This window comes from Dactylosporangium sp. NPDC051541, assembly GCF_044454505.1.
Taxonomy (GTDB): Bacteria; Actinomycetota; Actinomycetes; order Mycobacteriales; family Micromonosporaceae; genus Dactylosporangium.
Genome location: NZ_JBITDU010000001.1, coordinates 387,548 through 413,078, shown reverse-complemented (window position 1 = coordinate 413,078; position 25,531 = coordinate 387,548). Strand labels below are relative to the sequence as shown.

Sequence of the window (25,531 nt, the reverse complement as noted above, 5' to 3'; positions counted from 1 at the left end):
GTCGTCAGATGGACTTCGACGTCACGGTCGAAATCCCCAAGGGTCAGCGCAACAAGTACGAGGTTGACCACGCCACGGGCCGGATCCGCCTGGACCGGACGCTGTTCACCTCCACGCAGTACCCGGCGGATTACGGCTACATCGAGGGCACGCTGGGCCAGGACGAGGACCCGCTGGACGCCCTCGTGCTCGTGCAGTCCCCGACGTTCCCGGGCTGCCTGATCCGCTCCCGGGCGATCGGCATGTTCCGCATGACGGACGAAAAGGGCGGCGACGACAAGGTACTGTGCGTCCCCGCCGATGACCCGCGCCTGGAACACCTGCGGGACATCCACCACCTGGGCGAGTTCGACCGCCTGGAGATCCAGCACTTCTTCGAGGTCTACAAGGACCTGGAGCCGGGCAAGAGCGTCGAGGGCGCCACCTGGGTCGGCCGGGTCGAGGCCGAGGCGGAGATCGTCGAGTCCCGCCGCCGCTACACGGAGGCGATCGAAGCGGGCACCTACCACGACCCGGGCGTAGCCCCGATCGCCCGCCCGCTCCACTAACCCCAGCCACAACGCCAAGCGCCCGGGACCGGACCACCGGGCGCTTCCGCGTTTCTACAAGCCATTGCGCCGGGGGTACTCCCACAACCCCAGAAATCCCCACCCGCCTCATAAGCAGCAGGCTCACCCCGCAACCGCAACCGGCGCAGGCGAGCGCACCGAAGCTTCGGGCCGTAGTCTCCCTCCGCACCACCACGCCCTACGCTCAGCGGCCTCCTTCTCGGCGGCGTTCCCCAGCTGCTACGAGGTTCCTCCAGGTCCGTCTGCACCACCTCACGAGACGCAGGGCCTCCAAAGCGCCCAAACGCCACGTACACGCGCGCGAGTTCGTCGCCTAGAACATGCCGTAGAGCCCCAGCACCGCACACGCCAGCGGAATGACCGACACCACGCACAACGTGTCGAGCAGTTCCGCCGCCCGCCCCGTGTAGGGCGACACCGGCCGCACGGCCGCGCGCGCTCCCGCCACGGCGACGACGAACGCAGCCAGCGGTACCAAACCCGCCAAAATCCGCCCGTCGAACTTGACGAACAAGGCGAGCAGGCCCAGTCCAACCGCGCCCGCCACGATCAGCGGCAGCCGCTGCCGAACGGTCAGGAACGTGCGGGCCCGCAGCAGCGACGCGACCGCCGCCACCGCGACCAGCACCATCCCGGACACGTCCCCGGACCGCGCCAGCACCAGCGACGCCCCGGCCCCGGCGGCCGCGAACCCGAACAGCATCCCGGTGAGCATCTCGTCGGTACGCGCCACGGCCGCGAAGATCAACTCCCGCTCGGCCGCGGTGGTCGGTGCGACGGGCGACGGATCGCTCGACGCGTCGCCGGGCAGCGGCACCATCGGCATCGGCAACCGGCCGAGCCGGATGGCCAGCCACGGCAGCCCCGCGACACCGGCCACGAGCAGGGCGAGCACCACCGCCGCCACGGCCGCCGGCCGGGTCACGGTCGCGAGCAGGCCGGCCATCGACCCGAGAACACCCACAGTCACGCCCGCCACGAAAATTCGCAGCAAGTGCGCAATCCCGACCGCGGCGATCATGCCGGCCAGCACGAGGGCCACGCCGCCGAGCAGTGTCCGGGCGCCCGGCGTGGCGGGTTCGGCCGCGCCCAGCCAGCCCCCGGCGGCCGCGAACGGCAGGGCATAGGCGGCCAGGCCCGCACCGACGAGAGCGTCACCGTATGCCCGGGAAGCCATGATCCCGGCCAACACCAGCCCGACCGCGACCGCGGCCGCGACCAGGGCGAGGTCGGCCCGCACGACCAGGACGAGGGCCACGAGGAGTCCGGCGCCGGCGACGCCGACGGCCGTGGCCCGCGTCGCGGCCGCGCTCCACGGGACACCCTGGCGGCGGGCACCGGCGGCAATGGTCTCGACGACGTCGTCGTATTCCAGCTCGGGCCAGCCCGAGCGGGCCGGGACGAGATGCAGGACGGCGCCGTCGCGCACCTCCTGGCTGGCCAGGTCGGCCGCGGGCGCGAGCGCGGTGCCGTCGGCCCGGCGCAGCACCCAGCCGCCGTGGCGCTCCCCGTCGTCGGCGAGCCCGGCGCCCGCGTGCTGGAGGAGCTCCGGCAGCAGCTCCGCCAGCGGTACCGCATCGGGCACGGCGACATCGATGCGCCTCCTCGGCGCATTGATGGTGATGCGGGCCAGCCCGGCCGCGACCGTCGACATGGGCATACAGGTACCACGATTCCCGGCGCCTCGTATCGCCCCACCACCCGATGACGACGCAGCGTGACGAAGCCACCACCATCAACCGGACCGGGCGGAAATTTGTCGTACCCGCCACTTAGAGTCCCCGGCGTGACATCGGTCGTCATCAAAAGATCACCTCGACGCCCCGCTCCGGAGATCCCGAGCGGGGAGCTCGTCGTGGACGCGCCACCGGAGATCCCGCCGCCGCCCGCATCGCGCTGGCAGCAGCTGATCCAGGTAGTGCCGATGCTCACGGGCACCATCGCGACGGCCTTCCTGTTCGCGGGGCGCGACGGCGGCACCTACTCCTATGTCATCGGCGCGATCTTCGGCTTCTCCACGCTCGGCATGCTGTTCACCTCCGGCGGCCTCGGCGCGCCGAAGAAGGCGGAGATGGTCACCGCCCGCCGCGAATACCTGCGGCACCTGGCCGAGCTGCGCCTCCGCGTCCGCGAGACCATCGCCAAGCAGCGCATCGGCCTGCATTACCGGCATCCCGACCCGCGGTCGCTGTGGTCCTCGGCCGCCGGCTTCCGGCTCTGGGAACGCCGACCGGCCGACGGCGACTTCGCGGTCGTGCGGGTCGCCATCGGCCCGCAGACACTCGCCACGCCCCTCGTGCCGCCCGCGACCCGACCGCTGCCGGACCTGGAGCCGATGACGGCGGCCGCACTGCGCCGTTTCCTGGACGCCTATTCGGTGGTGCCGAGCCTCCCGGTGGCCGTTTCACTGCAAAGCTTTTCCCGGGTGTACGTCCACAGCCGCCGCGATTCGCGAGCCGGATCCGGTCGCGAGCAGACCGGTGCGCTCGACCCCGCGCGGGCGCTGACCAGGGCCATACTCGCGCAGCTGACCGTCTTCCACGCGCCCGAGGACCTCGTGGTCGCGGTCTGTGCCGGGCCGGACCGGCGGGCCTGGTGGGAGTGGACGAAGTGGCTGCCGCACGCCCTGCACCCCACCCGCACGGACGCGGTCGGGCCGGTGCGGCTGTTCGGCGAGACCGCGAAGGAGCTCGAGTCGCGCCTCGACGACCTGGTGCGCAGCCGCGGCCGGTTCGACGGCGAGCCCGACGGCCCGGGGGCGATGCCATACATCGTGGTGGTGCTCGACGGCGCCGACCTGACCGGCAGCGGGCACCTGGGCACCGACGGGGGCATCGAAGGCGTCACGCTGATCGAGCTCGACCGGGATCCGCCGCGCCTGCTCGACCCGGCCGCGATCGTGCTCGACATCGCCGACGGGCGGCTGACCACGATCTCGGCCGACAGCGACGCCGCCGATCCGCAGCCACCGGTCGGGGTCGCCGACGCCCTCGATCCGGCCGAGGCCGAGGCGGTCGCGCGGCGGCTCGCCCCGCTGCGGCTGGCGGGCGCGGCCGCCGGTGACCGGCCGAGCGCTGAGGCCCGCGAGTCCGGTGCCGACTTCCCGGCGCTGCTCGGGCTCGGCGATCCGGAGGCGCTGGACCTGACCCGGCTGTGGGCGCCGCGCCCGCACCGCGACCGGCTGCGGATCGCGATCGGCGTCGGGCCGCTGGGCCAGCCGATCGACCTGGACCTCAAGGAGTCGGCCGAGGACGGGATGGGCCCGCACGGGCTGCTGATCGGCGCGACCGGCTCCGGCAAGTCGGAGCTGCTGCGCACGATCGTGCTCGGGCTCGTCGCGACGCACTCGTCGGAGACGCTCAACCTGGTGCTCATCGACTACAAGGGCGGCGCGACCTTCGCCCGGATGGACCGCCTCCCGCACGTGGCCGCGTTCATCTCCAACCTGAGCACGGAGCTGCTGCTGGTCGACCGCATGACCGACGCCATCACCAGCGAGCTTGTCCGGCGCCAGGAGCTGCTGCGCCGGGCCGGCGACTTCGACTCGGTCCGCGACTACGAGCGGGCCCGCGTCGGGGGTGCGCCGCTGGCCCCGCTGCCGAGCCTGCTCATCGTGTGCGACGAGTTCACCGAGCTGCTGGAGGCGAAGCCCGAGTTCATCGACCTGTTCGTGCAGATCGGGCGGGTCGGCCGCTCGCTCGGCATCCATCTGCTGCTCGCCACCCAACGGCTGGAGGAGGGGCGGCTGCGCGGCCTGGACACCCACCTGTCCTACCGCATCGCCCTGCGCACCTTCTCGACACTGGAATCGCGGGCGGTGCTGGGGGTGGCGGACGCGTACGAGCTGCCGAAGAAGCCGGGCGGACAGGGTCTCATCAGGAGCGGCGTCGAGCCGATCACCCGGTTCCGGGGCGCCTACGTCGGCGGCCGCTGGCACCGCAGCGGCGGCCCCGTGCCGGCCGGCCGCAGCGCGAGCGGGCCGCTGGTCCGGCGATACAGCATGGAATACGCGCCGGAGTCACCCGCACCGCAGCGCGATCCGGCGACGACGGATGCGCCCGAGTCGCCGGACGGCGGCACGCTGCTGGACATCGTCGTCGACCAGATCGCCGGCCGGGGCGTGCCGGCGCACCAGGTGTGGCTGCCGCCGCTTCCCGCCGCCGCCCCGCTGAGCGACCTGCTCGGCCCCCTCGCCGCGGACCCGGACCGCGGCCTGACGGTCACCGACCGGCAGCTGCGCGGGGCGCTGCACGTGCCGGTCGGGCTGATCGACAATCCGTTGCAGCAGCGCCGAGACGTCCTGTGGCTGCGCCTCGACGGTGCGCACGGGAACGTCGCCGTCGTCGGCGGCCCGCGCAGCGGCAAGTCCGTGGCCCTGCGCACGCTGATCACGGCCCTGGCCGTCACGCACACACCGGCGGAGATCCAGGTCTACTGCCTCGACTTCGGCGGCGGCCAGCTGGCCGCCCTGCGCGAGCTGCCCCACGTCGGCGGCGTCGCGGGCCGCCTCGACGCCGACGCGGTCCGGCGCACGGTCGGCGAGGTCGCCACACTGCTGGCCGACCGCGAGCAACGCTTCGCCGCCGCCGGCATCGACAGCATGGCGGCCTACCGGCACCGACGCGCGGCGAACCCGGCCGACCAGACCACCGCGGCCGACCCAGCCAACGCGGCCAATCAGGCCAACGCGGCCGACCAGGCCGACCTAGCCAATGCGGTCGACCAGGCCAACGTGGCCAACGTGGCCAACGGGGCCGATCAGGCCGGCCCAGCCAACGCGGCTGCCCGGGCCAACGCGGCTGCCCGGGCCGACGCGACTACCCGAGCCGACGCGGCCATCGCAGCTCGCGGGACCAACGCGGCTGACCCAGCCAACGCGGCCGACCCGGCGAATGCGGCGGACCGGGCCAACACGTCTATCGAGGCTAGCGAGGCGAGCAGGGCTGACGGCGCTGACGGGTCGGGTGGCGCCGAGAACCTCGACGATGGCTGGGGCGACGTGCTCCTGGTCGTCGACGGCTGGCCGACCGTGCGCCGGGACTACGAAGACCTGGAGCCGGCCCTCACGGACATCGCGGTACGCGGGCTGGCGTACGGCATCCATGTGGCCGTCTCCGCCTCCCGCTGGATGGACCTGCGCTCCGGGCTCCGCGACCAGCTCGGCGCCCGGATCGAGCTGCGCCTCGGCGACCCGGGCGACTCCCTCGGCTCCCGCAGGGCCGCCGCTGCCGTCCCGCTCGAGGCGCCCGGGCGCGGCATCACCCGGGACGGCCTGCACCTGCTGATGGCGCAGCCGCAGCTCACCGGCGGCGAGCCGGCCGACCTGGTGGCAGCGCTCGCCGCGGCCTGGACCGGCCCGCCGGCCCGCCCGGTACGGTTGCTGCCGGCGGCCCTGCCCTACACGGCGATCGCCGACGACGCCGACCCGGCCAACCGCCTGGCCCTGCCCATCGGCATCGCCGAGTCGAACCTCGGCCCGGTCCGCATCGACTTCGCGAGCGAACCGCACCTGCTGGCGTTCGGCACCGCCGAGTGCGGCAAGTCGACCCTGCTGCGCGGCCTGGCCACGGCGATCAGCACGCGGTTCACGCCCGAGGAGGCGCGGATCGTGCTCATCGACTACCGCCGCAGCCTGCTCGGGGCGGTGCGGTCGGACCATCTGATCGGCTACGGCACCGGCACGGACCAGGCCGTCGACCTGATCGGGTCGGTCGCGGACTACATGCAGCGGCGCCTGCCCGGCCCGGACGTGACCGAGGACCAGCTGCGCACCCACAGCTGGTGGACGGGCCCGCAGTGCTTCGTCCTGATCGACGACTACGACCTGGTCCCGACCGCCGCCGGCAACCCCCTGACCCCGCTGCTGCCCTACCTGGCCCAGTCCCGCGACATAGGCCTGCACTTGATCATCGCCCGCCACAGCGGCGGCGCCGGCCGCGCGCTCTTCGAGCCGATCCTGCAACGCCTGCGTGAGCTCGCCTCCCCAATCCTGATCATGTCCGGCGACCGCGAGGAGAACCTCGGCCTGGGCACCATCCGCTTCGGCCCCCTACCCCCGGGCCGCGCCCGCCTGGTCACGCGAAAGGAGAACGGCACCCTGATCCAGATCGCCAACCACCCCGCCTCCTGACCAACCGGCGAAGGCAGCGGCGCGACAACCACGCCGCCCGAAGAACACCGCCCAGAGAACACCGCCCGGAGAACACCGCCCGGTCCGCCCGCCTCCAAGGCCGTGCCGTCGAGCCCGTCACGCCGCTGTGCCTCACCGCGACCGCCCTAGAGCCTCCATGCAGCCGGCAACCGCGCGGGCTTGAACACCGCGTGGGCTTGAACACGCCGCACGGACCGGCGAACCGCGCACGCCTGAAACACTGCGAGCCGGACACCGCGCGCGCCAGAACAACGTGCAAGCTGGAACACCGTGCGGCCGGGGCAGTCCGCAGCGAGCCGCCCGGCCGCCGGTGCGCCGACGCGTGAGCCGCAGCGCGGGTGCACTCCTTCCGGCGACGTGTGGCCACCTGACTGACAGAAGCGGGGCTTAGCGGTCAGAATGGGGGCCATCGCGCTCAAACTTGTCGCCCGCGCCGCCGGCCGTGTCCTTGCTTTGGGACTGTCGGCGGCGCTTGGCTGTTCCGGTGGGGTTCTGGTCGGGGTCGGCGGCGCGCACGCGGATGAGGCGCGGAGCGAGCAGTGGCAGCTCGGAGCCCTCGACGCGCGGGACGCCTGGAAGGTGTCCACCGGCCGGGGCGTGATCGTGGCTGTGATCGACAGCGGGGTCGACGCCTCGCATCCGGACCTCGACGGGCAGGTGCTGCCCGGGGTTGATCTCGTTGATCCGGGGGCGGGCAATCAAGGGCAGTTCGACCCCGTCGGGCACGGGACCACCGTGGCGGCGCTCATCGCCGGGAGCAGCCGGGACAACGCCGGGGCTGAGGGGATCGCGCCGGGGGCCAAGATCCTGCCGATCCGGGTGCTGGACAAGGCGAACAAGTACGACGATCCCGGGGTTGTCGCGCAGGCGCTGCGGTGGGCGGTCGACCATCACGCGTCGGTGATCAATCTTTCGCTGGGCGGGGCGTTGCGCAGTGAGGCGATCGCGGGGGCATTGCAGTACGCGGCGGCGCACGATGTCGTGGTTGTCGCGTGCACCGGGAACATCGCGACCGATACGTCGATCCATCAGGTCTGGTACCCGGCCCGGGAACCCGGCGTGGTCGCCGTCGCCGGGCTGGGAGCGATGGCCGGCGCCCGCGGGACCGGCAGCCAGAGCAGCGAGACGCTGTGGTCGGGATCGCTGACCGGGCCCGAGACGGTGCTCGCGGCGCCCGCGGTGAACCTCATCGGGGCCAAGCCCGGCGGCGGGTACTGGCAGGTCCAAGGCACCAGCTTCGCCGCGCCGCTGGTGGCCGGGGCGGCCTCGCTGGTGCGGGCCCGGTTCCCGAAGATGAGCGCGGCCAACGTCATCAACCGGCTGATCGGCACCGCGAAGGACCTCGGACCCCGGGGGCGCGACGACCGGTTCGGCTACGGCGAGGTCGACCCGGCCGCCGCCCTGCGCACCGACGTCGGCGAGGTCAGCGACAACCCGCTCACCGAGACCATCGGCCAGGCCGAGCATGTGCAGACGGCCCCGGCCCCGGTCGACGGGCCGATGCGGCCGGGCGGCGCGGCGCCGATGCCGAGCGCGTCGGCGGAGCCGGAGCTCCAGCAGCAGCTGGCCAGCGACGGCCGCGAGCAGGTCAGCGCGGTCGCCGGCCTCACCGCGATGCTGCTGATCCTCGTCGCCGGCGCCGTCGGGGTCCTGTTCCACAACCGCCGCCGCGGCAAGCACAGCCTGTAAAGCGATCAGCGATCAGCGACCGGCAAAGCGGCATCGCCACGGCAAGCGCAGTGAGAACCGCAAAAGCGATCAGCAGCCGAGCGCAAGCACAGCCCGTAAAGCGACCGGCCAGCGGCAGATCGGTACCGCCAAGGAAAGCGGCAATGACAACAGCGCGCTAAGCGCACTTCCCCGTGTTCGTCGGATCGGTGTGCTGCACGCCCGCGTTGGCGACGACCGCGGCCTCGTCCGCCGTCACCGCGAAGCCCGTCTGCGGGTCGTCGGCGGCCGCGGCGAAGATGATGCCGAGGACCTCACCGTTGGGGGCGAGCAGCGGGCCGCCCGAGTTGCCCGAGCGGACCAGGGCGCGGATCGTGTAGATCTCGCGGGTGACCTTGCCGTCCTCGTAGATGTCCGGGCCGGTGATCTTGCGGTAGTCGCGGATGCGGGCGGACTGGGCGTCGTAGGGGCCGTCGAGCGGGTATCCCAGGACGATCGCGTCGGCGTTGGAGTCGGCCTTCGACTTGGCGAACGGCATGATCGGGGCCTGGAGGTTCTTGACGTACAGGACGGCGATGTCGCGCTCGGGGTCATACGCGACGACGGTCGCCGGGAGTGGCCGGGACGAGCCGTCGACCAGGATGCTCACCGTCTTCGTGCCGGCGACGACGTGGGCGTTGGTCATGACGCGGTTCTGGGCGTAGACGAAGCCGGAGCCCTCGATCCGCCGCGAGCAGCTCGGGGCCTGGCCGAGGACCTTGACCACCGACTTCTTCGAGTTCTTCACGAGCTCGGAGCCGGCGAGCTTCGGGTCGGGCGGCGAGACGTCCTTGACCCGGGTCGGCGAGAGGCCGTCGAACACGTCCGGGAAGCCGCGGGTGTCCACAGTGTCACGCAACGCTTGGGACAGGGCGTCAGCCTGGGCCGGCATCGCCTTGTCGACGACGTTCAAGATGATCGAGTTGCTGACGGAGCGGGCCAGCCACGGCAGCGACGAGGTGCTCAGGGGCGCCGCGACGAGCCACACCACAAGCAGTACCGCCACAACCGAAACGACCGCGCCGCCCGCGTTGTCCACCGCTTGGGCGTTGCGGTTGACGATCGCGTTGCGCAGCCGGTTGCCCAGGTAGCTGGCGAGGGCCTGACCCGCGATCGCCAGGCCGAAGACCATCGAGAGCGAAATGATCACGCGGGCCTGGTCGGACTCGAAGAAGTTCTCGGCCAGCAGCGGGCCGAGCTGCAGGCCGAGCAGCGCGCCGCCGAAGAAGCCGACGAAGGACAGCAGACCAACAAGGAACCCCTGGCGATATCCGTTGATTGCGAACATCACCATGAGGAGCAGGAGGACGATATCGATCACGCTGCCAGACACGCATTCAACGTACAGGGGCGGCACCAGATGTCGGCAGTTCCTCGACCCGGCCGGTCGGCCACTCCACCGCCCATCCGCCGAGTTCCAGCAGCGTAGACAGCACGCCCGCGGTAAAACCCCACACCAACATGTCGTGTATCCGAAACGCGGGGCCGATCCACCCGCTCGGGTGGCGCAGCCGCAGCCGGTGCGCGGGATCGACCAGCTCACGGATGGGGAGGCGCTCGACGCGGGCCACCTCGCGGGGGTCGGCCGGGCCGACCGGGTGCGGCGCCCGCCACCACGCGACCACCGGCGTGACCAGGAAGTTACTGACCGGGATCCACAGTGTCGGCAGCGTCGCGACGACCTCGACCGTGCTCGGGTCCAGGCCGACCTCCTCCTCGGCCTCCCGCAGCGCGCACGCGACCGTGTCGGCGTCGCCGGGGTCGACGGCACCGCCCGGGAACGCGGGCTGGCCGGCGTGGTTACGCATGGTGGCGGCGCGCTGCAGGATGAGTACGTCGGGGCCGGTCACCGGGTCCTCGCCGAACAGGATGAGGACCGCGCTCTGCCGCTGCCCCTCGCCGTCAGGCGTGGGCAGCCGCGTGAAGTCGGCCGCGTCCGCCGAGCGCAGGCGGGTGAGCAGCGGTTCGAGCCAGTCCGGCGGTGCGGCGCTCATGACACACCCAGGTACTGCTTGGTCAGCTCCCGCAGCTGCGGCTCCGTGAGCGGGTCGCCGCGGTACGCGTAGGCGATCCGGCCCCCCGGCGTCACGAACAGCGTCGCCGGCAGCGAGACCAGCGGCTTGGAAACCACGGCCCCCGCGGCGATCGCGAACTGCTGCTTCTGGTCCTCCAGGATGGGAAACGTCAGCTTGAGCTCCTCGATCACCGACTGCGCCTGGTCGTGGCGGTCCTTGGTCGCGATGCCGACCACCCGCACCTTGCCGGCCGCCGCGAACCGCTCGAACACCGGCAGCTCCTGACGGCACGGCCCGCACCACGACGCCCACAGGTTGACGACGGTGGGCTGCCCGCCGAGGTCGGCCACGTCGATGTATCGCCCGCCGTCGAAGCACGGCAGCGCCATCGCCGGCAGCCCAGGAGCCGAGGCCGAAGCCGGGGCCGGCGCCGAGGAGCCAGCGGCTTTCTCGATGCACCGCGGCCCGGTCGGCGCGGTGGCCTCATTCGCCGACGGCTGCACGTCCGCGGTGCACCCGGCCAGCAGTACAAAAGCCAGCGCAAACGGCAGGACCCTCACAGCACCAGCTCCGCCAGCTCGGCCGCGCGCGGGCCTTTCAGCAGCTTGACGGCGGTCTCGACCTCGGTCGGCCCGAGCCCGTAGGAGGGGCACTCCCGCTTGAGCGTGCACGCCCCGCAGGCCGGCTTGCGCGCGTGGCAGACCCGGCGCCCGTGGAAGATGATCCGGTGGGAGAGCATCGTCCAGTCCCGCGGCGCGAACAGCGCGGCGATGGCGAACTCGATCTTCACCGGGTCGGTCTCCGCGGTCCACTCCCAGCGGTGTACCAGCCGCTGGAAGTGCGTGTCGACAGTGATCCCGGGCACGTCGAACGCGTTGCCGAGCACGACGTTGGCCGTCTTGCGCCCGATCCCGGGCAGCGCGACGAGCTCGTTGAGGGTGCCCGGCACCTCGCCGCCGTGCCGCTCGACCAAGGCCTGCCCGAGTCCGATGAGCGACTCGGTCTTGTTGCGGAAGAAGCCGGTCGGCTTGATGAGCTCCTGCATTTCGATCGGGTCGGCGCCGGCGTAGGCGGCCGCGTCGGGGTAGCGGGCGAACAGCTTCGGCGTCACCTGGTTGACCCGCTCGTCCGTGCACTGCGCCGACAGGATCGTGGCGACGGCGAGCTCGAGGGGGCTGGTGAAGTCGAGCTCGCAGTGGGCGTCGGGATGAATGCTCACCAGCGCGCGCCCGATCCGCCGCGCCCGCCGCTTCAGTGCCAACGCGGTCTCAGTCACCCACCGACAATACGTCGCCCCCTCAGACACACGATCGAACGACCCGAACCAGAAGAGCAAAGGCATGAAGAGCAAAAGACAGAAGGGCAGAAACAGAAGAGCAGAAACAGAAGAACCAAGCAGGGGATTCCGAGGCCGCTTCGCTCCCGCCCCGGGCAAGGGGCTCCCGCCCCCTGCACCCCGGCCAGGCCCGACGGCACCAATGACGTGCGCCGAGACGAGGAAACCCCACCAAGCGGACATATACGAAATATCCGATAAGTCGAGCGCAGCGCGGCGCGAAGCGCCCGACTTATCGGATCGAAACGCGGACCAGCCGGAGTAGAACAGCCGGAGCGGCAGAAGGTCAGGCGGCCGGAGCGGCAGAAGGTCAGGCGGCCGGAGCGGTGATCGTGCCGTCCTCGGCGATCTTGGCGCCTGTCGTCGGGAAGTCCTGCTTCGTCAGGTTCGACACGAACGGGATGGCCTGCTTCTTCGAGTCGGGCTGGGGCAGGCCCGGCGAGACCATGACCGTCGGGGTCAGGGTGCCGCCCTTCCACGTACCGTCGCCGAGCAGTGTCACTTTCAGGACACCGCCGATCCCGACCGTGCCGCCCGTCGACAGGGCCTTGTAGCCGGCGAAGTTGCCAAGGCTGTAGGCGATCAGCCGGCCCTTGTAGAACTCCATCGCGCGCATGACGTGCGGGCCGTGGCCGACGACGAGGTCGGCGCCGGCGTCGACCACGCGGTGGCTGAAGGCGACCGGGTTGCAGCGGTTCTCGCCGAGGAACATCTCGGTCTCGTTCTTCGCGTGGGTCTTGTCGGAGCCTTCGGCGCCCATGTGGACCTGGACGACGACCATGTCGGCCTTGGTGGCCGCCTCCTTGACGATCTTCTCCGCGGCGTCGAGGTCGGAGCACAGGTTCGACCACTTGTAGGAGGCGAAGCCGATCACGGCGATCTTGACGCCCTTGGCCTCGCCGACGGAGATGTCGCCGGGCCAGCCGGTGTACTTGATGCCGGCGCCGTCCAGGGCCTTCTGCGAGTTCTTGTAGCCGACCTCGCCGAAGTCGTAGGCGTGGTTGTTGGCCATGTTCATCATCTTGAAGCCGGCGTCGGTGAGGTTCTGCACGTAGCCGGGCGGGGTGCGGAAGGCGAAGCAGGTCTTGCCGGCGCTGTCGGCCGAGCACTTGCCGACACCGGTGTCGTCGGTGAGGACCTGCTCGAGGTTGCCCATCTGGAAGTCGGCCGCGAGGTACTTCTTCACCGGGTCGAAGAAGCCCTTGCCGGCGTTCGGCGGGAGGCCGTTGGGGGCCATGCCCATGACGATGTCGCCGGTCGCGCTCAGCGTGATGCCCTCGGCCGGGCCGGGCACGCCGCCCGCGGGGGCCGAGGCGCCGCCGGAGGACTTCGAGCCGTTGCCGGCCCCGGCGGGCTGCTGCGACGACTGGCCCTGGTTGGAGACCGGTTTATCGTCGCCGCCGCCGAGGAAGGTGGCCGCGCCCGCGGTGCCGGCACCGATGACCACGGCCGCGACCGCACCCAGGATGATCGCCGTGCGGCGCCCGCCACCGCGCCGGGGCTCCGGCGGCTCGCCGGGTGGCAGCGGCAGCTTGCGGCGCCCGGCCCGCTCCTCGGGCTCGTAGGCGCGGGCGGCGTAGAGGTCCTCGGGGCGCTGCGGGCCGGGGATGGGCTCCCGCTCGCCGCCGTAGAGGGGCTGCACGGGCGGCGCACCGTAGACGGACCCGGTGCGCTCGCCGCCCCAGATGTTGCCGGAGCCGGGCTCCTCCGCGGGCTGCGGACGACCCGCGTCCGCGGACTGCGGACGACCCGCCGCAAATCCGTCGAAACGACCCGTCGGCGCCCCGTAACCTCCGGCCGGACCGGTCGGTTGCTCCGATGGGGATGGAGGGGGTGTGGACCGGCCCCGCTCAGGCTGCTCGTCCGGCCAGCGGGACGGGCCTGCGCCGTACACCGTCATGAGATCCACCCCACCACTCGGCGACGCTCCGCGCCCACGGCGAGCACGAGCGGGTCATGTCCGACGCGAAGATATCGCACCCCCGCGAACCGGGGATCGCCATTGTGGATGACCGCCCCCGTCCGGAAGACGACCTCGTATGCATAAACTGGCGTTCGGCCGACGAATTTAGAGGTGGACGCGATGGACGAGACACTGGCGCGCAGCGGGATCTTCCAAGGGGTCGAGCCCGACGCCGCGGAATCGCTCGCCAAGGAGATGGAGACGATCGACGTCCGCAAGGGCGAGGTCGTGTTCAGCGAGGGCGAGCCCGGCGACAGTCTCTACATCGTGCTGTCCGGCAAGATCAAGGTCGGGCGCCGCGCGGCCGACGGCCGGCAGAACCTGATCGCCGTCATGGGGCCCAGTGACATGGTCGGCGAGCTGTCGCTGTTCGACCCGGGACCGCGGACCGCGACCGCCACCGCGGTGCTCGACACCCGGCTGGCCCGGCTGCGCAAGCAGGCGCTGCGGCCGTGGCTGACCAACCGGCCGGAGATCGCCGAGCAGCTGCTGCGCGTGCTGGCCCGCCGCCTGCGCCGCACCAACGACTCCCTGGCCGACCTGATCTTCACCGACGTCCCCGGCCGCGTCGCCAAGACGCTGCTGCAGATGGCCGGCCGCTTCGGCACCCGCGACGGCGGCGTGCTGCGGGTCAACCACGACCTCACCCAGGAGGAGATGGCCCAGCTCGTCGGCGCCTCCCGGGAGACCGTCAACAAGGCCCTGGCCGACTTCGCCTCGCGCGGCTGGCTGCGGCTGGACGGCAAGAGCGTGATCATCATGGACCCCGAGCGCCTGGCCCGCCGCGCGCGCGTCTGAGCACCACCGAGGCCGCCGACACCCCGGCGGCCTTCACACTGCGCGAAAAACAATCAGGCTTGACTGTTTGTTTCCGGCGCGGGATGCTGAGCCACATGCAGGAGCGGAGCCGGGTCACCCAGCGCCGGCTCCTCGAGGCCACCGTCGAGTGCCTCTACGAGTTCGGCTGGTCCGGCGCCACCACCACCGTCATCGCCGAGCGCGCCGGCGTCTCCCGCGGCGCCCAGCTGCACCACTACCCGACCCGCGCCGCCCTGGTCCTCGCGGCCGTCCAGCACCTGGCCGAGCGCCGCGCGGAGGAGATCCGCAAGGAGGCCGCCGAGCTCACCGGCGACCGGGCGGAGCGCCTCGACCGGGTCGTCGAGCTCCTCGCCGCGGCCTTCACCGGCCCGCTCTTCGTCGCCGCCCTCGAGGTCTGGGTGGCCGCGCGCACCGACGCCGAGCTGCGCGACGCCCTCGTGCCCCTGGAGGCCCGGGTCGGCCGCGAGATGCACCGGCTCACCGTCGACGTTCTGGACGCGGACGAGTCGCGGCCGGGCGTCCGCGAGGCAGTACAAGCGACGCTCGATCTTTTGCGGGGGCTCGGTGTGGCCAATCTGCTCACGGATGACACCGCCCGCCGCACGCAGCTCCTGGCGGCCTGGAAGCACCAGCTCGCAACGCTGATCTAGGAGAGTCCGAATGCTCGACGAGGTGCTGCAGGACCTGGAAGCGGAGTCGGCCGCGCTCGACCGGCTGGTCAGCGGTCTGAGCCCGCAGGAGTGGAGCCACCCGACCCTGGCGCCGGGCTGGACCGTGGCCCATCAGATCGCCCATCTGCACTGGACCGACGAGGTCGCCACGCTCGCCAACGCCGACCCGGACCGCTTCTACGCGCGGCTGGCCGAGTCGATGGACGACCCGCTGACCTACGTCGACCGGGCCGCGGCGGCCGGTGTCGCCCCGCCGGACGAGCTGCTCCCCCGCTGGCGGGCCGGCCGCCGAGCGCTGATCGACGCCCTCAAAGCGGTGCCGAACAACGAAAAACGCCCCTGGTTCGGTACTGCCATGTCGCCCGTCTCCAGCGCCACCGGCCGGATGATGGAGACCTGGGCGCACGGCCGCGACATCGCCGACACCTTCCCCGACCAGTCGCGGGAGTACGCCCAGCCAACCGCCCGTTTACGGCATGTCGCTTTCATCGGCTACCGCACCATCGGCCACGGTTTCGAAAGCCACGGCCGCCCGGCGCCGACCGAACCCTTCCGCGTCGAGTTGATCATGCCCGACCGGGAACAACTCGCATTCGGCCCCGAAGCCGCCGGCAACCGCGTGACCGGCCCGATCCTGGACTTCTGCCTCCTGGTCACCCAGCGCCGCCACCCGGCCGACCTGGCCCTGCAGGCCTCCGGCGACGAAGCGAACGCGTGGCTGACCGTGGCTCAGGCGTTCGCCGGCCCGCCCGGCGAGAAGCGCGAGCCGAAGGCGGCCCGCAACCGATGACGGAGCCTCTGCGGATCGGCAACGCCTCGGGCTTCTACGGCGACCGCGCGAGCGCCTGGCAGGAGATGCTCGACGGCGGCGACCTCGACGTGCTCACCGGCGACTACCTGGCCGAGCTGACGATGCTCATCCTGGGCCGCGACCGGTTGAAGGACCCGTCGACCGGCTACGCCAAGAGTTTCCTGCGCCAGCTGGAAGCCGTCCTCGGCACCGCCAAGTCCCGCAACGTCCGCCTGGTCGCCAACGCCGGCGGCCTCAACCCCGCGGGCCTGGCCGCCGCGATCCGCGCCCTGGCCGAGCGGCTGGGCCTGGACGTGGCGGTAGCCCACGTGGAGGGCGACGACGTCACCGCCCGGATCGAGGGCCTGACCGCGAATGCGTACCTGGGCGCGTTCGGCATCGCCGAGTGCCTCAAGGCGGGCGCGGACGTGGTCGTCACCGGCCGCGTCACCGACGCCTCCCTGGTTGTAGGCCCCGGCATCGCGCACTTCGGCTGGACCCGCGCCGACCTGGACCAGCTGGCCGGCGCAACGGCAGCCGGCCACGTCCTGGAGTGCGGCACCCAGGCCACCGGCGGCAACTACGCCTTCTTCACCGAGCTCCCCGACAGCGCCCGCCGCCCCGGCTTCCCCCTCGCCGAGCTGCACAGCGACGGCTCCGCGGTGATCACGAAGCACCCCGGCACCGGCGGCGCCGTCACGGTGGAAACGGTCACCGCCCAGCTCCTGTACGAAATCGGCACCCCCACCTACCTGGGCCCGGACGTGGTCACGGACTTCACGACCATCCGCCTGACCGCCGACGGCCCGGACCGGGTCCGCATCGAAGGCGTCCGCGGCACCCCACCCCCGCCGGACCTGAAGATCGGCGTCAACACCCTGGGCGGCTTCCGCAACGCGATGACGTTCGTCCTGTGCGGTCTCCAGATCCCCGAGAAAGCCGCTCTTGTACAGGCTCAGCTCACCGATGCCCTCGGAGCCGACGGCCTGGAGTTCACCCTGGCCCGCACCGACCACCCCGACGCGACCACGGAGGCGGCGGCCAGTGCCCTGCTGACGGTCTCGATCAAGGACACCGACGCCAAGCGGGCCGGCCGCCCGTTCTCCCAGGCCGCGGTGGAGCTGGCGCTCGCCTCGTACCCCGGCCTGGCCTTGACCGCCCCGCCCGGCGACGCCACCCCCTTGGGCGTCTTCACCGCCGCCTACCTCCCCCAGGGCGACGTCGACCAGGTCGCGGTCCTCCCGGACGGCACCCGCAAACGCATTCCCGCGCCAACCACGACGGCGACCCACAATATGGTGATAAGTCCGAAAAATCCGGATCGCGAAGCGTCTGGATTTTTCGCGACACCACCAGCGACCAGACGAGCACCACTCGGCGAGCTGTTCGGCGCCCGGTCCGGCGACAAGGGCGGGGACGCCAACATCGGGGTCTGGGCCCGCAACGACCGCGACTACGAGTGGCTTCGGGTTCATCTCACTGCAGAACGCCTCCAGGAGTTGCTGCCCGAGACCGGCGAGCTCGCCGTCGAGCGTCACGAGCTGGAAAACCTGCGGGCGGTGAACTTCGTCGTGCGCGGGATCCTCGGGGACGGGGTGGCCGCCAGCACGCGATTCGATCCGCAGGGCAAGGCGCTCGGCGAGTGGCTGCGGTCGCGGATCGTGGACTTGCCGCTATGAGCGACCCCTTCGTGACCGAGGAGCGGCGCCGGCTGCGGGAGCTCACCCGCGCCTTCGTGGACCGCGAGGTGCTCCCCCACCTCGACGGCTGGGAGCGGGCCGGGGAGGTGCCGCGCGGGCTGCACAAGACGGCGGCCGGCGTCGGGCTGCTCGGGATCGGGTTTCCGGAAGCGGTCGGCGGGTCCGGCGGGGATCTGCTCGACACGATCGTGGTGACCGAGGAGCTGATCCTCGCCGGTGGATCGTCGGGGCTGGTCGCGGCGCTGTTCACGCACGGGATCGCGGTGCCGCACATCGCCGCCACCGGGCGGGGCGAGCTCATCGACGCGTTCGTGCGGCCGACCCTCGCCGGCGAGCGGATCGGCTGCCTGGCCATCACCGAGCCGGACGGCGGGTCCGACGTGGCCGGCATCCGCACCAGGGCGGTCGACGACGGCGAGCACTACATCGTCAACGGGGCCAAAACGTACATCACCAGCGGAGCCCGGGCCGACTTCGCCACCGTCGCCGTGCAGACCGGTGAGGGGTTCCGGCTCCTCGTGGTCGACGGCGGCTTCCAGGTCACCCGCAGGCTGGACAAGATGGGCTGGCACTGCTCGGACACCGCGGAGCTGGCGTTCGTGGACGTGCGGGTGCCCAAGGGCCACGTCGTGGGCGGGTTCGCCGAGCTCATGGCCCACTTCGCGACCGAGCGGCTGTCGCTGGCCGTGCAGGCGTACGCCATCGCCGAGCGCTGCCTCGACCTCACCCTGGCCTGGGTGCGCGACCGGCACACGTTCGGGCGGCCGCTGTCCAGCCGGCAGCTGGTGCGGCACCGGCTGGCGGAGATGGCGCGGCAGGTGGCGGTGGCCAAGACGTACGTCCGCCACGTGGCCGTCCGTGTCGCAAGCGGCGAGCGGCTCGTTACGGAGGTGGCGATGGCGAAGAACACCGCGGTCGCGACCTGCGACCACGTCGTCGACCAGGCCGTGCAGCTGCACGGCGGCCTGGGGTACGTCCGCGACGCCGAGGTCGAGCGACATTATCGCGACGCTCGGATCATGGGCATCGGCGGCGGGACCACGGAGATCATGAACGAGATCATCGCGAAGCAGTTGGGGGTCTGAGGCCATGCCGATACTCACGAGTGCCCTCGACCCGCGGGGTGCCGTCTACGCCGAGAACCGCGCGGCCATGCTGGAACGGCTGACCGACCTGGAGTCGGCGCTGCGGCAGGCCCGGGGCGGCGGGGGCGACAAGTACGTGGCCCGGCACCACGCGCGGGGCAAGCTGCTGCCGCGCGAGCGGATCGAGCTGCTGATCGACCGCGACTCGCCGTTCCTGGAGCTCTGCCCGGTCGCGGCCTGGGGCACCGACTACCCGGTCGGGGCGAGCGTCGTCGCCGGCATCGGGGTCGTCGAGGGCGTGCCCTGCGTGATCGTCGCCAACGACCCGACGGTGCGCGGCGGCGCGGTCAACCCGTTCTCGCTGAAGAAGACCCAGCGCGCCGCGCAGATCGCCCGGGAGAACCGGCTGCCGCTGGTCAACCTGGTCGAGTCGGGCGGGGCCGACCTGCCTCAGCAGGCCGAGATCTTCATCCCCGGCGGGGCCGCGTTCCGGGACCTGACCCGGCTGTCGGCGGCCGCGATCCCGACGGTCGCGGTGGTGTTCGGCAACGCGACGGCCGGCGGCGCGTACGTCCCCGGCATGTCCGACTACACGATCTTCGTGCGCGACCGGGCCAAGGTGTTCCTGGCCGGACCGCCGCTGGTGAAGATGGCCACCGGTGAGACGGTCGACGACGAGACGCTCGGCGGCGCCGCCATGCACGCCACCCGCTCCGGCCTGGCCGACTTCATCGCCGAGGACGAGCGCGACGGCCTGCGCCTGGCCCGCGCCTGCGTGCGCAACTTCGGCCACTCGGTGACCCGCACCTACGGGGCCGAGCCCAAGTTCGACGCCGACGACCTGCTCGGCATCCCCTCGGCCGACCTGCGGGTGCCGTTCGACCCGCGGGAGATCCTGGCCCGGGTCCTCGACGGCAGCGAGTTCGACGAGTTCAAGCCCGCCTACGGCCCGGCACTGTGCACCGGCTGGGGCGCGATCCACGGCCACCGCGTCGGCGTGCTGGCCAACGTGCGCGGCGTGCTGTTCTCGGCCGAGGCGCAGAAGGCGGCCCAGTTCATCCAGCTGGCCAACGCGACCGGCACCCCGCTGATCTTCCTGCAGAACACCACCGGCTACATGGTCGGCAGCGAGTACGAGCAGGGCGGCATCATCAAGCACGGCGCGCTGATGATCAACGCGGTGGCCAACTCGCGGGTGCCGCACCTGACCGTCAACATCGGCGCGTCCTACGGGGCCGGCAACTACGGCATGTGCGGCCGCGCGTTCGAGCCGCGGTTCCTGTTCACCTGGCCCAACGCCAAGTCCGCGGTCATGGGGCCGCAGCAGCTGGCCGGGGTGCTGTCGATCGTGGCCCGGCAGGCGGCCGAGGCCAAGGGCCACGCCTACGACGAGGAGCAGGACCGCACCATGCGGTTCATGGTCGAGCACAAGGTCGAGCAGGAGTCGGCGGCGCTGTTCCTCTCCGGCCGGCTGTACGACGACGGCGTGATCGACCCACGCGACACCCGGACGGTGCTGGGCATGTGCCTGGCGCTGGTCGGCACCGGCGAGCACGCCCAATTCGGCGTATTCCGGCACTAGGGGGAACTGCACGTGATCAGAAGGCTGCTGGTAGCCAACCGCGGCGAGATCGCCCGCCGGGTGTTCGCCACCTGCCGGGCGATGGGAGTGGAGACGGTCGCCGTCTACTCCGACGCCGATGCCGACTCACCGCACGTCGCCGAGGCCGACTACGCCGTGCACCTGCCGGGCAACTCGCCGGCCGCCACCTACCTGCGCGGCGATCTCCTCGTCGCCGCCGCGCGGAAGTGCGGCGCCGATGCTGTACACCCGGGATATGGCTTCCTGTCGGAGAACGCCGAGTTCGCCCGGGCCGTCATCGACGCCGGACTGACCTGGGTCGGCCCGTCGCCGAAGGCCATCGCGATGATGGGCTCCAAGCTGGAGGCCAAGGCACTGCTGGCCGAGGCGGGCGTGCCGATGCTGCCCACCGCGGTCGAGCCCGACGCCGTCGACGTCTTCCCGGTGCTGGTCAAGGCGTCCGCGGGCGGCGGTGGCCGGGGCATGCGGATCGTGCGCGACCGCGAGTCCCTGGCCGAGGCGGTGGCCGCGGCCCGGCGCGAGGCGGCGTCGGCGTTCGGCGACGGGACCGTGTTCTGCGAGCGGTACGTCGAGCGGGCCCGGCACATCGAGGTCCAGATCATGGCCGACTCGCACGGCAACGTGGTCCCGCTCGGCGAGCGCGAGTGCTCGATCCAGCGGCGGCACCAGAAGATCGTCGAGGAGACCCCGTCCCCGGCCGTCGACCCGCTGCTGCGCGAGAAGCTCTGCCAGGCCGCGATCACGGCCGCCCGGGCGGTGTCCTACGTCGGCGCCGGCACCGTCGAGTTCCTGCTCGCACCCAACGGCGAGTTCTTCTTCCTGGAGATGAACACCCGCCTGCAGGTCGAGCACCCGGTCACCGAGTGCGTCATCGGCGTCGACATGGTCCGCCTGCAGCTCGTCGTGGCCGAGGGCGGCCCGCTGCCGTTCAACGGGCCGCCGCCGCTGCGCGGGCACGCGATCGAGGTCCGGCTCTACGCGGAGGACCCGGCCTACGCCTGGATGCCCTCGACCGGCACGCTGCACCGCTTCGACGTCCCCGGCGCCGCGCACGCGTTCGGCCCGCTCTCCGCGCCCGGCCTGCGCCTGGACTCCGGGGTCGCGGACGGCTCGGTCATCGGCGTGCACTACGACCCGATGCTGGCCAAGCTGATCGCGTGGGCGCCCAGCCGCGCCGAGGCGGCCCGGATGCTGGGCGGGGCCCTCGCGCGCGCCCGCATCCACGGGGTGACCACGAACCGGGACCTGCTCGTGCGGGTGCTCCGGCACTCCGCGTTTCTTTCCGGCGGTACCGACACCGGCTTTTTGGATCGTCACCCCGAGGTCTTCGCACCACTGCTGTCCTCTGTGGACGCGGTGCGGCTGTCCTGTCTGGCGGCCGCCCTCGCCGGGGCCGCCCGCCGGGCCAAGACGGCGCTGCTGCCGGGGCTCCCGTCCGGCTGGCGCAACGTCCCGAGCGCGCTGCAGACCGTGGTCTACGAAGGCCCGACCGGCACCATCGAGGTCGGCTACCGCATCGACCGCGCCAACGACCTGGCCGCGTGGGCGGTGCGCCGCATCGACCCCGAGGACATCGGCCTGCCCGGCGCCGCGCTCGACCCGGCCGGCGCCCCTGACCACCCCCGGGCCGGGATTCTCAGCGCGACCGGAGACAGGGTCGTGCTCGACGTCGGCGGCGTGCGCCTGCAGTTCGCGGTGCACGAGGTCGACGGTGTGTCCTTTGTAGACAGCCCGGAGGGCTCGGTGACGCTGACGGAGCGGCCGCGATACCCGCTGCCGTCGGCCGACCAGCCCGAGGGCTCGCTTGTCGCACCGCTGCCGGGAGCGGTCGGCCGGGTTCTGGTGGTCCCCGGGCAGCGGGTCGCGGCCGGCGAGCTGCTGCTCACGGTGGAGGCGATGAAGCTCGAGCACCCCGTGCACGCCCCCACCGACGGCGTCATCAGCGACCTGCGGGTCGCGGCCGGCTCGCAGGTCGAGTCCGGTGCACTGCTGGCGGTGCTATCCCCCTCATAGTTCGTCGTCTGGAGTCGCTCGTGGATTTCGATTACACCCCTCAACAGCAGGACCTCCGGGATGCGGTGGCCAAGCTCGGCAAGCGCTTCGGCCACGAGTACTTCGTGCGCAAGGCCAAGGCCGGTGAGCACTCCGACGAGCTCTGGCAGGAGGCGGCCAAGCTCGGCTACCTGGGCGTCAGCGTGCCCGAGCAGTACGACGGCGGGGGCGGCGGCATCACCGAGCTGGCCATCGTGTGCGAGGAGCTGGCCGCGGCCGGCTCACCGCTGCTGCTCCTGGTCGTCTCCCCCGCCATCGCCGCCACGATCGTGGCCAAGCACGGCACCGCGGCGCAGCGGCAGGCCCTCCTGCCCGGGTTCGCGGGCGGCACGCTGAAGGTCTGCTTCGCCATCACCGAGCCCGACGCCGGCTCCAACTTCCACAAGCTGACGACGGTGGCCAAGCCGTTCGACGGCGGCTACGCGCTGACCGGCCGCAAGGTGTACATCTCCGGCGTCGACGAGTCCGACAAGATCATGGTCGTCGCCCGCCTGGAGGACGAGCGCACCGGCAAGCTCAAGCCGGCCATCTTCGTCGTCCCGGCCAACGCACCCGGGCTGACCGCGACGAAGATCGACATGGAGATCGTCAGTCCGGAGAACCAGTTCCAGTTGTACCTCGATGACGTGCGCGTCCCAGCTGAGGCGCTGATCGGCGAGGACCCGGAGGCCGGCCTGCCCGCCCTCTTCTCCGGCCTGAACCCGGAGCGCATCACCGTGGCCGCGATGGCCTGCGGCACCGCCCGCTACGCCCTGGAGCGCGCCTCCACCTACACCAGGACCCGCGCCGTGTGGGGCCGCCCGATCGGCAGCCATCAGGGCGTCGCGCACCCCCTCGCGCACGCCTACATCCAGGTCGAAATGGCCCGCCTGATGGTCGCGAAGGCGGCCGCCCTCTACGACGCGGGCCGCGACCTGGAGGCCGGCGTGGCCGCCAACATGGCGAAGTACGCCGCGGCGGAGGCGGCCGCCGTGGCCGTCGACACCGCGATCCAGTCGCTCGGCGGCAACGGCATGACCACGGAGTACGGCGTGGCCACCCTGCTGGGCGCGGTCCGGGCCGGCCGCATCGCCCCCGTCTCCCGCGAGATGATCCTGAACTTCGTCTCCCAGCACCTCCTGGGCCAGGAGAAGTCGTACTGACGACACCACTCGGGAGTGACGGCTTGTTCGACACCCGTCACTCCCGTCGGCCCTTTCGTCGGCCCTGACCTGCGCAAACACCGGAGAGTTACACCGCTCGACGTCCGGCGGCCAACTGCTCAACCGGTAGTGCAAACACCCTGACCTGCGCAAACTTCCGGATATCGATACTTCGCAGCTCCGGAAGGCCAGCCCGTGCGCGTCACCGACCACTCCCGCCACATCGTCATCGCCGTGACCGCCGCCGTGGCCGCCCTGGCCTGGGCCGCCACCCCCGCCGGCGCCCGCTCCGGCTGGACCGCCGCCACGGACGTGCTGGTCCTGGGCCAGGCCGCCCAGTTCGTCCAGCCCCCTGCACCGTCCCCGGTAGCCGCGATCGAGGACTCCCCGCTCGCCACCACCGCGGAGTCCACGTCAGCGCCGTCCGGCGGCGCCGGCACCTCCGGCGGCTCGGGCGGCTCGGCCGGCACCCCGTCCCCGGTGTCGGTCCCGGTCGTCCAGAACCCGAACAAGGCCAAGAACGGCACCATCATCGGCATCGGCAAACAGCCCGCCGCTACGACCGCCCCCACCGCCGCTCCCACGACCGCGGCGCCGGTTGTCGCCGCCCCCACGGCCGCCGCCCCCGCTCCCACGACGGCCCCGGTGACCGAGCCGCCCGCCGCCGCCCCGGTGGTGGAGTCCACGGTCGCCGCGGCCCCGGCTGTTCCCGCCGTGACCGAGTCCCCGGCCGCATGACCCCGGCCGAGTTCCGCACCCTCCTGACCGCCGCCTCGCTGGCCGCCACGATGGGCGCGTCGGGCTACGCCTTCGACGGCCTGCTCAACTCCACGGAGGCGAGGGTCCCCGACGGCCGCGCCGGCGACCTGAAACCCCTGGTCGTCCGCGAGGACAGCGTCCACTCCACCTTCGACAGCGAGGACGGCCTCTTCCCCGGCCACAGCGCCGACATCTCGATGCGAGTCGCCAACCCGAACCACGTAGCCATGACCATCACCTCCATCACCCCGGCGACCACCGCGGCCAAGTCGGTGACCGCCGGCACAACTCCGGACGACAGCGCGACCAGGTCCTACTGCACCGACCGCCTGACCCTGGACCCGAACCCGGTCTTCAACATCGACGACCACCCCTCGGCCTACCGGATCCCACCCCTGACGGAGGTGACAATCGCCCTCCGCTCGGCCGTAACGCTGAGCCCGGACACCGACAACCGCTGCCAACGCATGCAGTTCGAGACCCGCTGGACGGTCGCCGGCCAGAGCGCCTGACCCGGCCCGAAATCCGCTGTGGCCCCCGGCCCGCCGCTGGCATCGTGACCGCCATGGACCGCCTCGAATCCCGGGCCCGGCTCGACTGGTGGGCAAACTCCGTCACGCTCCTGGCCAGCCTCGACGTGACCGTCGACATCACCGCCGATGACGCGGGCTGGCACGCCCACGGCACCTTGACCAACGACACTGCCGAGACCCGCGAGACGCTGGCCTTCTTCCGCGACCTGGACCCGGTTTCGCGCTGCGCTTCGCGGACGGCAGCTCGATAGACGTCACCGTCCACCAGACCGCCGCCGACAACCACTTCACCCTGACCGAGTAGCAAGCCGTCGACCGAGGAAGGAAATGCATGTCCCGTTCCGCGGAGCAATGCTTCACCGTTCCGGGCTACTGGAGGACGCGGCCAACGGGGCCCCTTGACGAAGTCTTCCATGCCCTAAGGAACGAGTTCACGGTCTTAGGGAGTCAATGCGGACGTGCAGATCGACACTGCCGAGATGGTGAGCCGCCCTTCGACCTGAAGTCGGACCCGCCCGGGTGCATCGTGTGGGGCAGGTGGCCACCGCGGCGAGAACACTGCGCGGCCGCTTACGCGCTTACCCCGGCGGGTCCATGGCCTCAGGCCGCCGACCGGCTGTCGTGGAACGCCGGCAA

At 71.9% G+C, this 25,531-nt stretch carries 20 protein-coding genes; 14 read left to right on the top strand and 6 right to left on the bottom strand.

All coding sequences use genetic code 11. From position 1 onward, the window contains the following. The first annotated feature begins 8 nt into the window (after positions 1-8). Positions 9-548: an inorganic diphosphatase gene (locus ACIA8L_RS01885; RefSeq protein WP_395899413.1), complete on the top strand. Its 540-nt coding sequence runs from the start codon at positions 9-11 to the stop codon at positions 546-548. Positions 549-882: 334 nt separating this feature from the next. On the opposite strand, the gene eccD is transcribed toward ACIA8L_RS01885, so the two are convergent. After that, positions 883-2,223 carry a type VII secretion integral membrane protein EccD gene (eccD, locus tag ACIA8L_RS01880; RefSeq protein ID WP_395899412.1) on the bottom strand — a complete coding sequence of 447 codons (1,341 nt, stop codon included), beginning with the start codon at positions 2,221-2,223 and terminating at the stop codon, positions 883-885. Between the two features lie 132 nt (positions 2,224-2,355). Here eccD and eccCa point away from each other — a divergent pair, with 132 nt between their 5' ends. Beyond that, positions 2,356-6,699: a type VII secretion protein EccCa gene (eccCa, locus tag ACIA8L_RS01875; RefSeq protein ID WP_395899410.1), complete on the top strand. Its 4,344-nt coding sequence runs from the start codon at positions 2,356-2,358 to the stop codon at positions 6,697-6,699. Between the two features lie 420 nt (positions 6,700-7,119). Next, positions 7,120-8,409: a type VII secretion-associated serine protease mycosin gene (gene mycP, locus ACIA8L_RS01870; RefSeq protein WP_395899408.1), complete on the top strand. Its 1,290-nt coding sequence runs from the start codon at positions 7,120-7,122 to the stop codon at positions 8,407-8,409. A 157-nt stretch (positions 8,410-8,566) separates the two neighbouring features. Here mycP and ACIA8L_RS01865 read toward each other — a convergent pair whose 3' ends face one another. The 5 genes from ACIA8L_RS01865 to ACIA8L_RS01845 form a co-directional block, all read right to left on the bottom strand. After that, positions 8,567-9,760 carry a MarP family serine protease gene (locus tag ACIA8L_RS01865; RefSeq protein WP_395899406.1) on the bottom strand — a complete coding sequence of 398 codons (1,194 nt, stop codon included), beginning with the start codon at positions 9,758-9,760 and terminating at the stop codon, positions 8,567-8,569. 4 nt (positions 9,761-9,764) lie between these two features. Continuing rightward, positions 9,765-10,421 (bottom strand): NUDIX hydrolase, encoded by a 657-nt coding sequence (locus tag ACIA8L_RS01860; protein WP_395899404.1) that lies wholly within the window; start codon positions 10,419-10,421, stop codon positions 9,765-9,767. After that, positions 10,418-11,002, bottom strand: coding sequence for a TlpA family protein disulfide reductase (locus ACIA8L_RS01855; protein WP_395899402.1), 585 nt, complete (start codon positions 11,000-11,002; stop codon positions 10,418-10,420). Before ACIA8L_RS01855 ends, ACIA8L_RS01860 begins: the two co-directional genes overlap by 4 nt. After that, the gene (gene nth / locus ACIA8L_RS01850; protein WP_395899400.1) at positions 10,999-11,718 is read right to left on the bottom strand and encodes an endonuclease III; all 720 of its coding nucleotides are present in this window, start codon (positions 11,716-11,718) and stop codon (positions 10,999-11,001) included. The genes ACIA8L_RS01855 and nth overlap by 4 nt, the downstream gene beginning before the upstream one ends. Before the next feature lie 370 nt (positions 11,719-12,088). Further along, positions 12,089-13,246: a CapA family protein gene (locus ACIA8L_RS01845; RefSeq protein WP_395901663.1), complete on the bottom strand. Its 1,158-nt coding sequence runs from the start codon at positions 13,244-13,246 to the stop codon at positions 12,089-12,091. Between the two features lie 615 nt (positions 13,247-13,861). Here ACIA8L_RS01845 and ACIA8L_RS01840 point away from each other — a divergent pair. The 11 genes from ACIA8L_RS01840 to ACIA8L_RS01790 all read left to right on the top strand — a co-directional run bounded on the left by ACIA8L_RS01840 (position 13,862) and on the right by ACIA8L_RS01790 (position 25,146). After that, the gene (locus ACIA8L_RS01840) at positions 13,862-14,539 is read left to right on the top strand and encodes a Crp/Fnr family transcriptional regulator (RefSeq protein WP_395899398.1); all 678 of its coding nucleotides are present in this window, start codon (positions 13,862-13,864) and stop codon (positions 14,537-14,539) included. 95 nt (positions 14,540-14,634) lie between these two features. Beyond that, on the top strand, positions 14,635-15,210 hold the full coding sequence (locus ACIA8L_RS01835) for a TetR/AcrR family transcriptional regulator (RefSeq protein ID WP_395899396.1): 576 nt from the start codon (positions 14,635-14,637) through the stop codon (positions 15,208-15,210). A gap of 10 nt (positions 15,211-15,220) precedes the next feature. Beyond that, positions 15,221-16,021 carry a TIGR03084 family metal-binding protein gene (locus tag ACIA8L_RS01830; RefSeq protein ID WP_395899394.1) on the top strand — a complete coding sequence of 267 codons (801 nt, stop codon included), beginning with the start codon at positions 15,221-15,223 and terminating at the stop codon, positions 16,019-16,021. Then, positions 16,018-17,700 carry an acyclic terpene utilization AtuA family protein gene (locus tag ACIA8L_RS01825; RefSeq protein ID WP_395899392.1) on the top strand — a complete coding sequence of 561 codons (1,683 nt, stop codon included), beginning with the start codon at positions 16,018-16,020 and terminating at the stop codon, positions 17,698-17,700. The genes ACIA8L_RS01830 and ACIA8L_RS01825 overlap by 4 nt, the downstream gene beginning before the upstream one ends. After that, positions 17,697-18,806, top strand: a complete 1,110-nt coding sequence (locus tag ACIA8L_RS01820) for an acyl-CoA dehydrogenase family protein (protein WP_395899390.1) — start codon at positions 17,697-17,699, stop codon at positions 18,804-18,806. The genes ACIA8L_RS01825 and ACIA8L_RS01820 overlap by 4 nt, the downstream gene beginning before the upstream one ends. 4 nt (positions 18,807-18,810) lie before the next feature. After that, the gene (locus ACIA8L_RS01815) at positions 18,811-20,388 is read left to right on the top strand and encodes an acyl-CoA carboxylase subunit beta (RefSeq protein ID WP_395899388.1); all 1,578 of its coding nucleotides are present in this window, start codon (positions 18,811-18,813) and stop codon (positions 20,386-20,388) included. 12 nt (positions 20,389-20,400) lie between these two features. After that, positions 20,401-22,422, top strand: coding sequence for a biotin carboxylase N-terminal domain-containing protein (locus tag ACIA8L_RS01810; RefSeq protein ID WP_395899386.1), 2,022 nt, complete (start codon positions 20,401-20,403; stop codon positions 22,420-22,422). Positions 22,423-22,442: 20 nt separating this feature from the next. Next, complete coding sequence (locus ACIA8L_RS01805; protein WP_395899384.1) at positions 22,443-23,603, top strand: acyl-CoA dehydrogenase family protein; 1,161 nt, start codon at positions 22,443-22,445, stop codon at positions 23,601-23,603. Between the two features lie 195 nt (positions 23,604-23,798). Then, a complete protein-coding gene (locus tag ACIA8L_RS01800; RefSeq protein ID WP_395899382.1) occupies positions 23,799-24,341 on the top strand; it encodes a hypothetical protein in 543 nt (180 codons plus the stop codon). Continuing rightward, on the top strand, positions 24,338-24,874 hold the full coding sequence (locus ACIA8L_RS01795) for a hypothetical protein (protein WP_395899380.1): 537 nt from the start codon (positions 24,338-24,340) through the stop codon (positions 24,872-24,874). The genes ACIA8L_RS01800 and ACIA8L_RS01795 overlap by 4 nt, the downstream gene beginning before the upstream one ends. Positions 24,875-24,927: 53 nt before the next feature. Then, positions 24,928-25,146, top strand: a complete 219-nt coding sequence (locus ACIA8L_RS01790; protein ID WP_395899378.1) for a hypothetical protein — start codon at positions 24,928-24,930, stop codon at positions 25,144-25,146. Positions 25,147-25,531: the final 385 nt, after the last annotated feature.

What these genes read in the sequence shown, in the direction of transcription:
- ACIA8L_RS01885 (WP_395899413.1), top strand. Translation starts at nt 9, where the DNA reads ATGGACTTCGACGTCACGGTCGAAATCCCCAAGGGTCAGCGCAACAAG.
- eccD (WP_395899412.1), bottom strand. Translation starts at nt 2,223, where the DNA reads ATGTCGACGGTCGCGGCCGGGCTGGCCCGCATCACCATCAATGCGCCG.
- mycP (WP_395899408.1), top strand. Translation starts at nt 7,120, where the DNA reads ATGGGGGCCATCGCGCTCAAACTTGTCGCCCGCGCCGCCGGCCGTGTC.
- ACIA8L_RS01860 (WP_395899404.1), bottom strand. Translation starts at nt 10,421, where the DNA reads ATGAGCGCCGCACCGCCGGACTGGCTCGAACCGCTGCTCACCCGCCTG.
- ACIA8L_RS01840 (WP_395899398.1), top strand. Translation starts at nt 13,862, where the DNA reads ATGGACGAGACACTGGCGCGCAGCGGGATCTTCCAAGGGGTCGAGCCC.
- ACIA8L_RS01835 (WP_395899396.1), top strand. Translation starts at nt 14,635, where the DNA reads ATGCAGGAGCGGAGCCGGGTCACCCAGCGCCGGCTCCTCGAGGCCACC.
- ACIA8L_RS01830 (WP_395899394.1), top strand. Translation starts at nt 15,221, where the DNA reads ATGCTCGACGAGGTGCTGCAGGACCTGGAAGCGGAGTCGGCCGCGCTC.
- ACIA8L_RS01825 (WP_395899392.1), top strand. Translation starts at nt 16,018, where the DNA reads ATGACGGAGCCTCTGCGGATCGGCAACGCCTCGGGCTTCTACGGCGAC.
- ACIA8L_RS01820 (WP_395899390.1), top strand. Translation starts at nt 17,697, where the DNA reads ATGAGCGACCCCTTCGTGACCGAGGAGCGGCGCCGGCTGCGGGAGCTC.
- ACIA8L_RS01815 (WP_395899388.1), top strand. Translation starts at nt 18,811, where the DNA reads ATGCCGATACTCACGAGTGCCCTCGACCCGCGGGGTGCCGTCTACGCC.
- ACIA8L_RS01795 (WP_395899380.1), top strand. Translation starts at nt 24,338, where the DNA reads ATGACCCCGGCCGAGTTCCGCACCCTCCTGACCGCCGCCTCGCTGGCC.
- ACIA8L_RS01790 (WP_395899378.1), top strand. Translation starts at nt 24,928, where the DNA reads ATGGACCGCCTCGAATCCCGGGCCCGGCTCGACTGGTGGGCAAACTCC.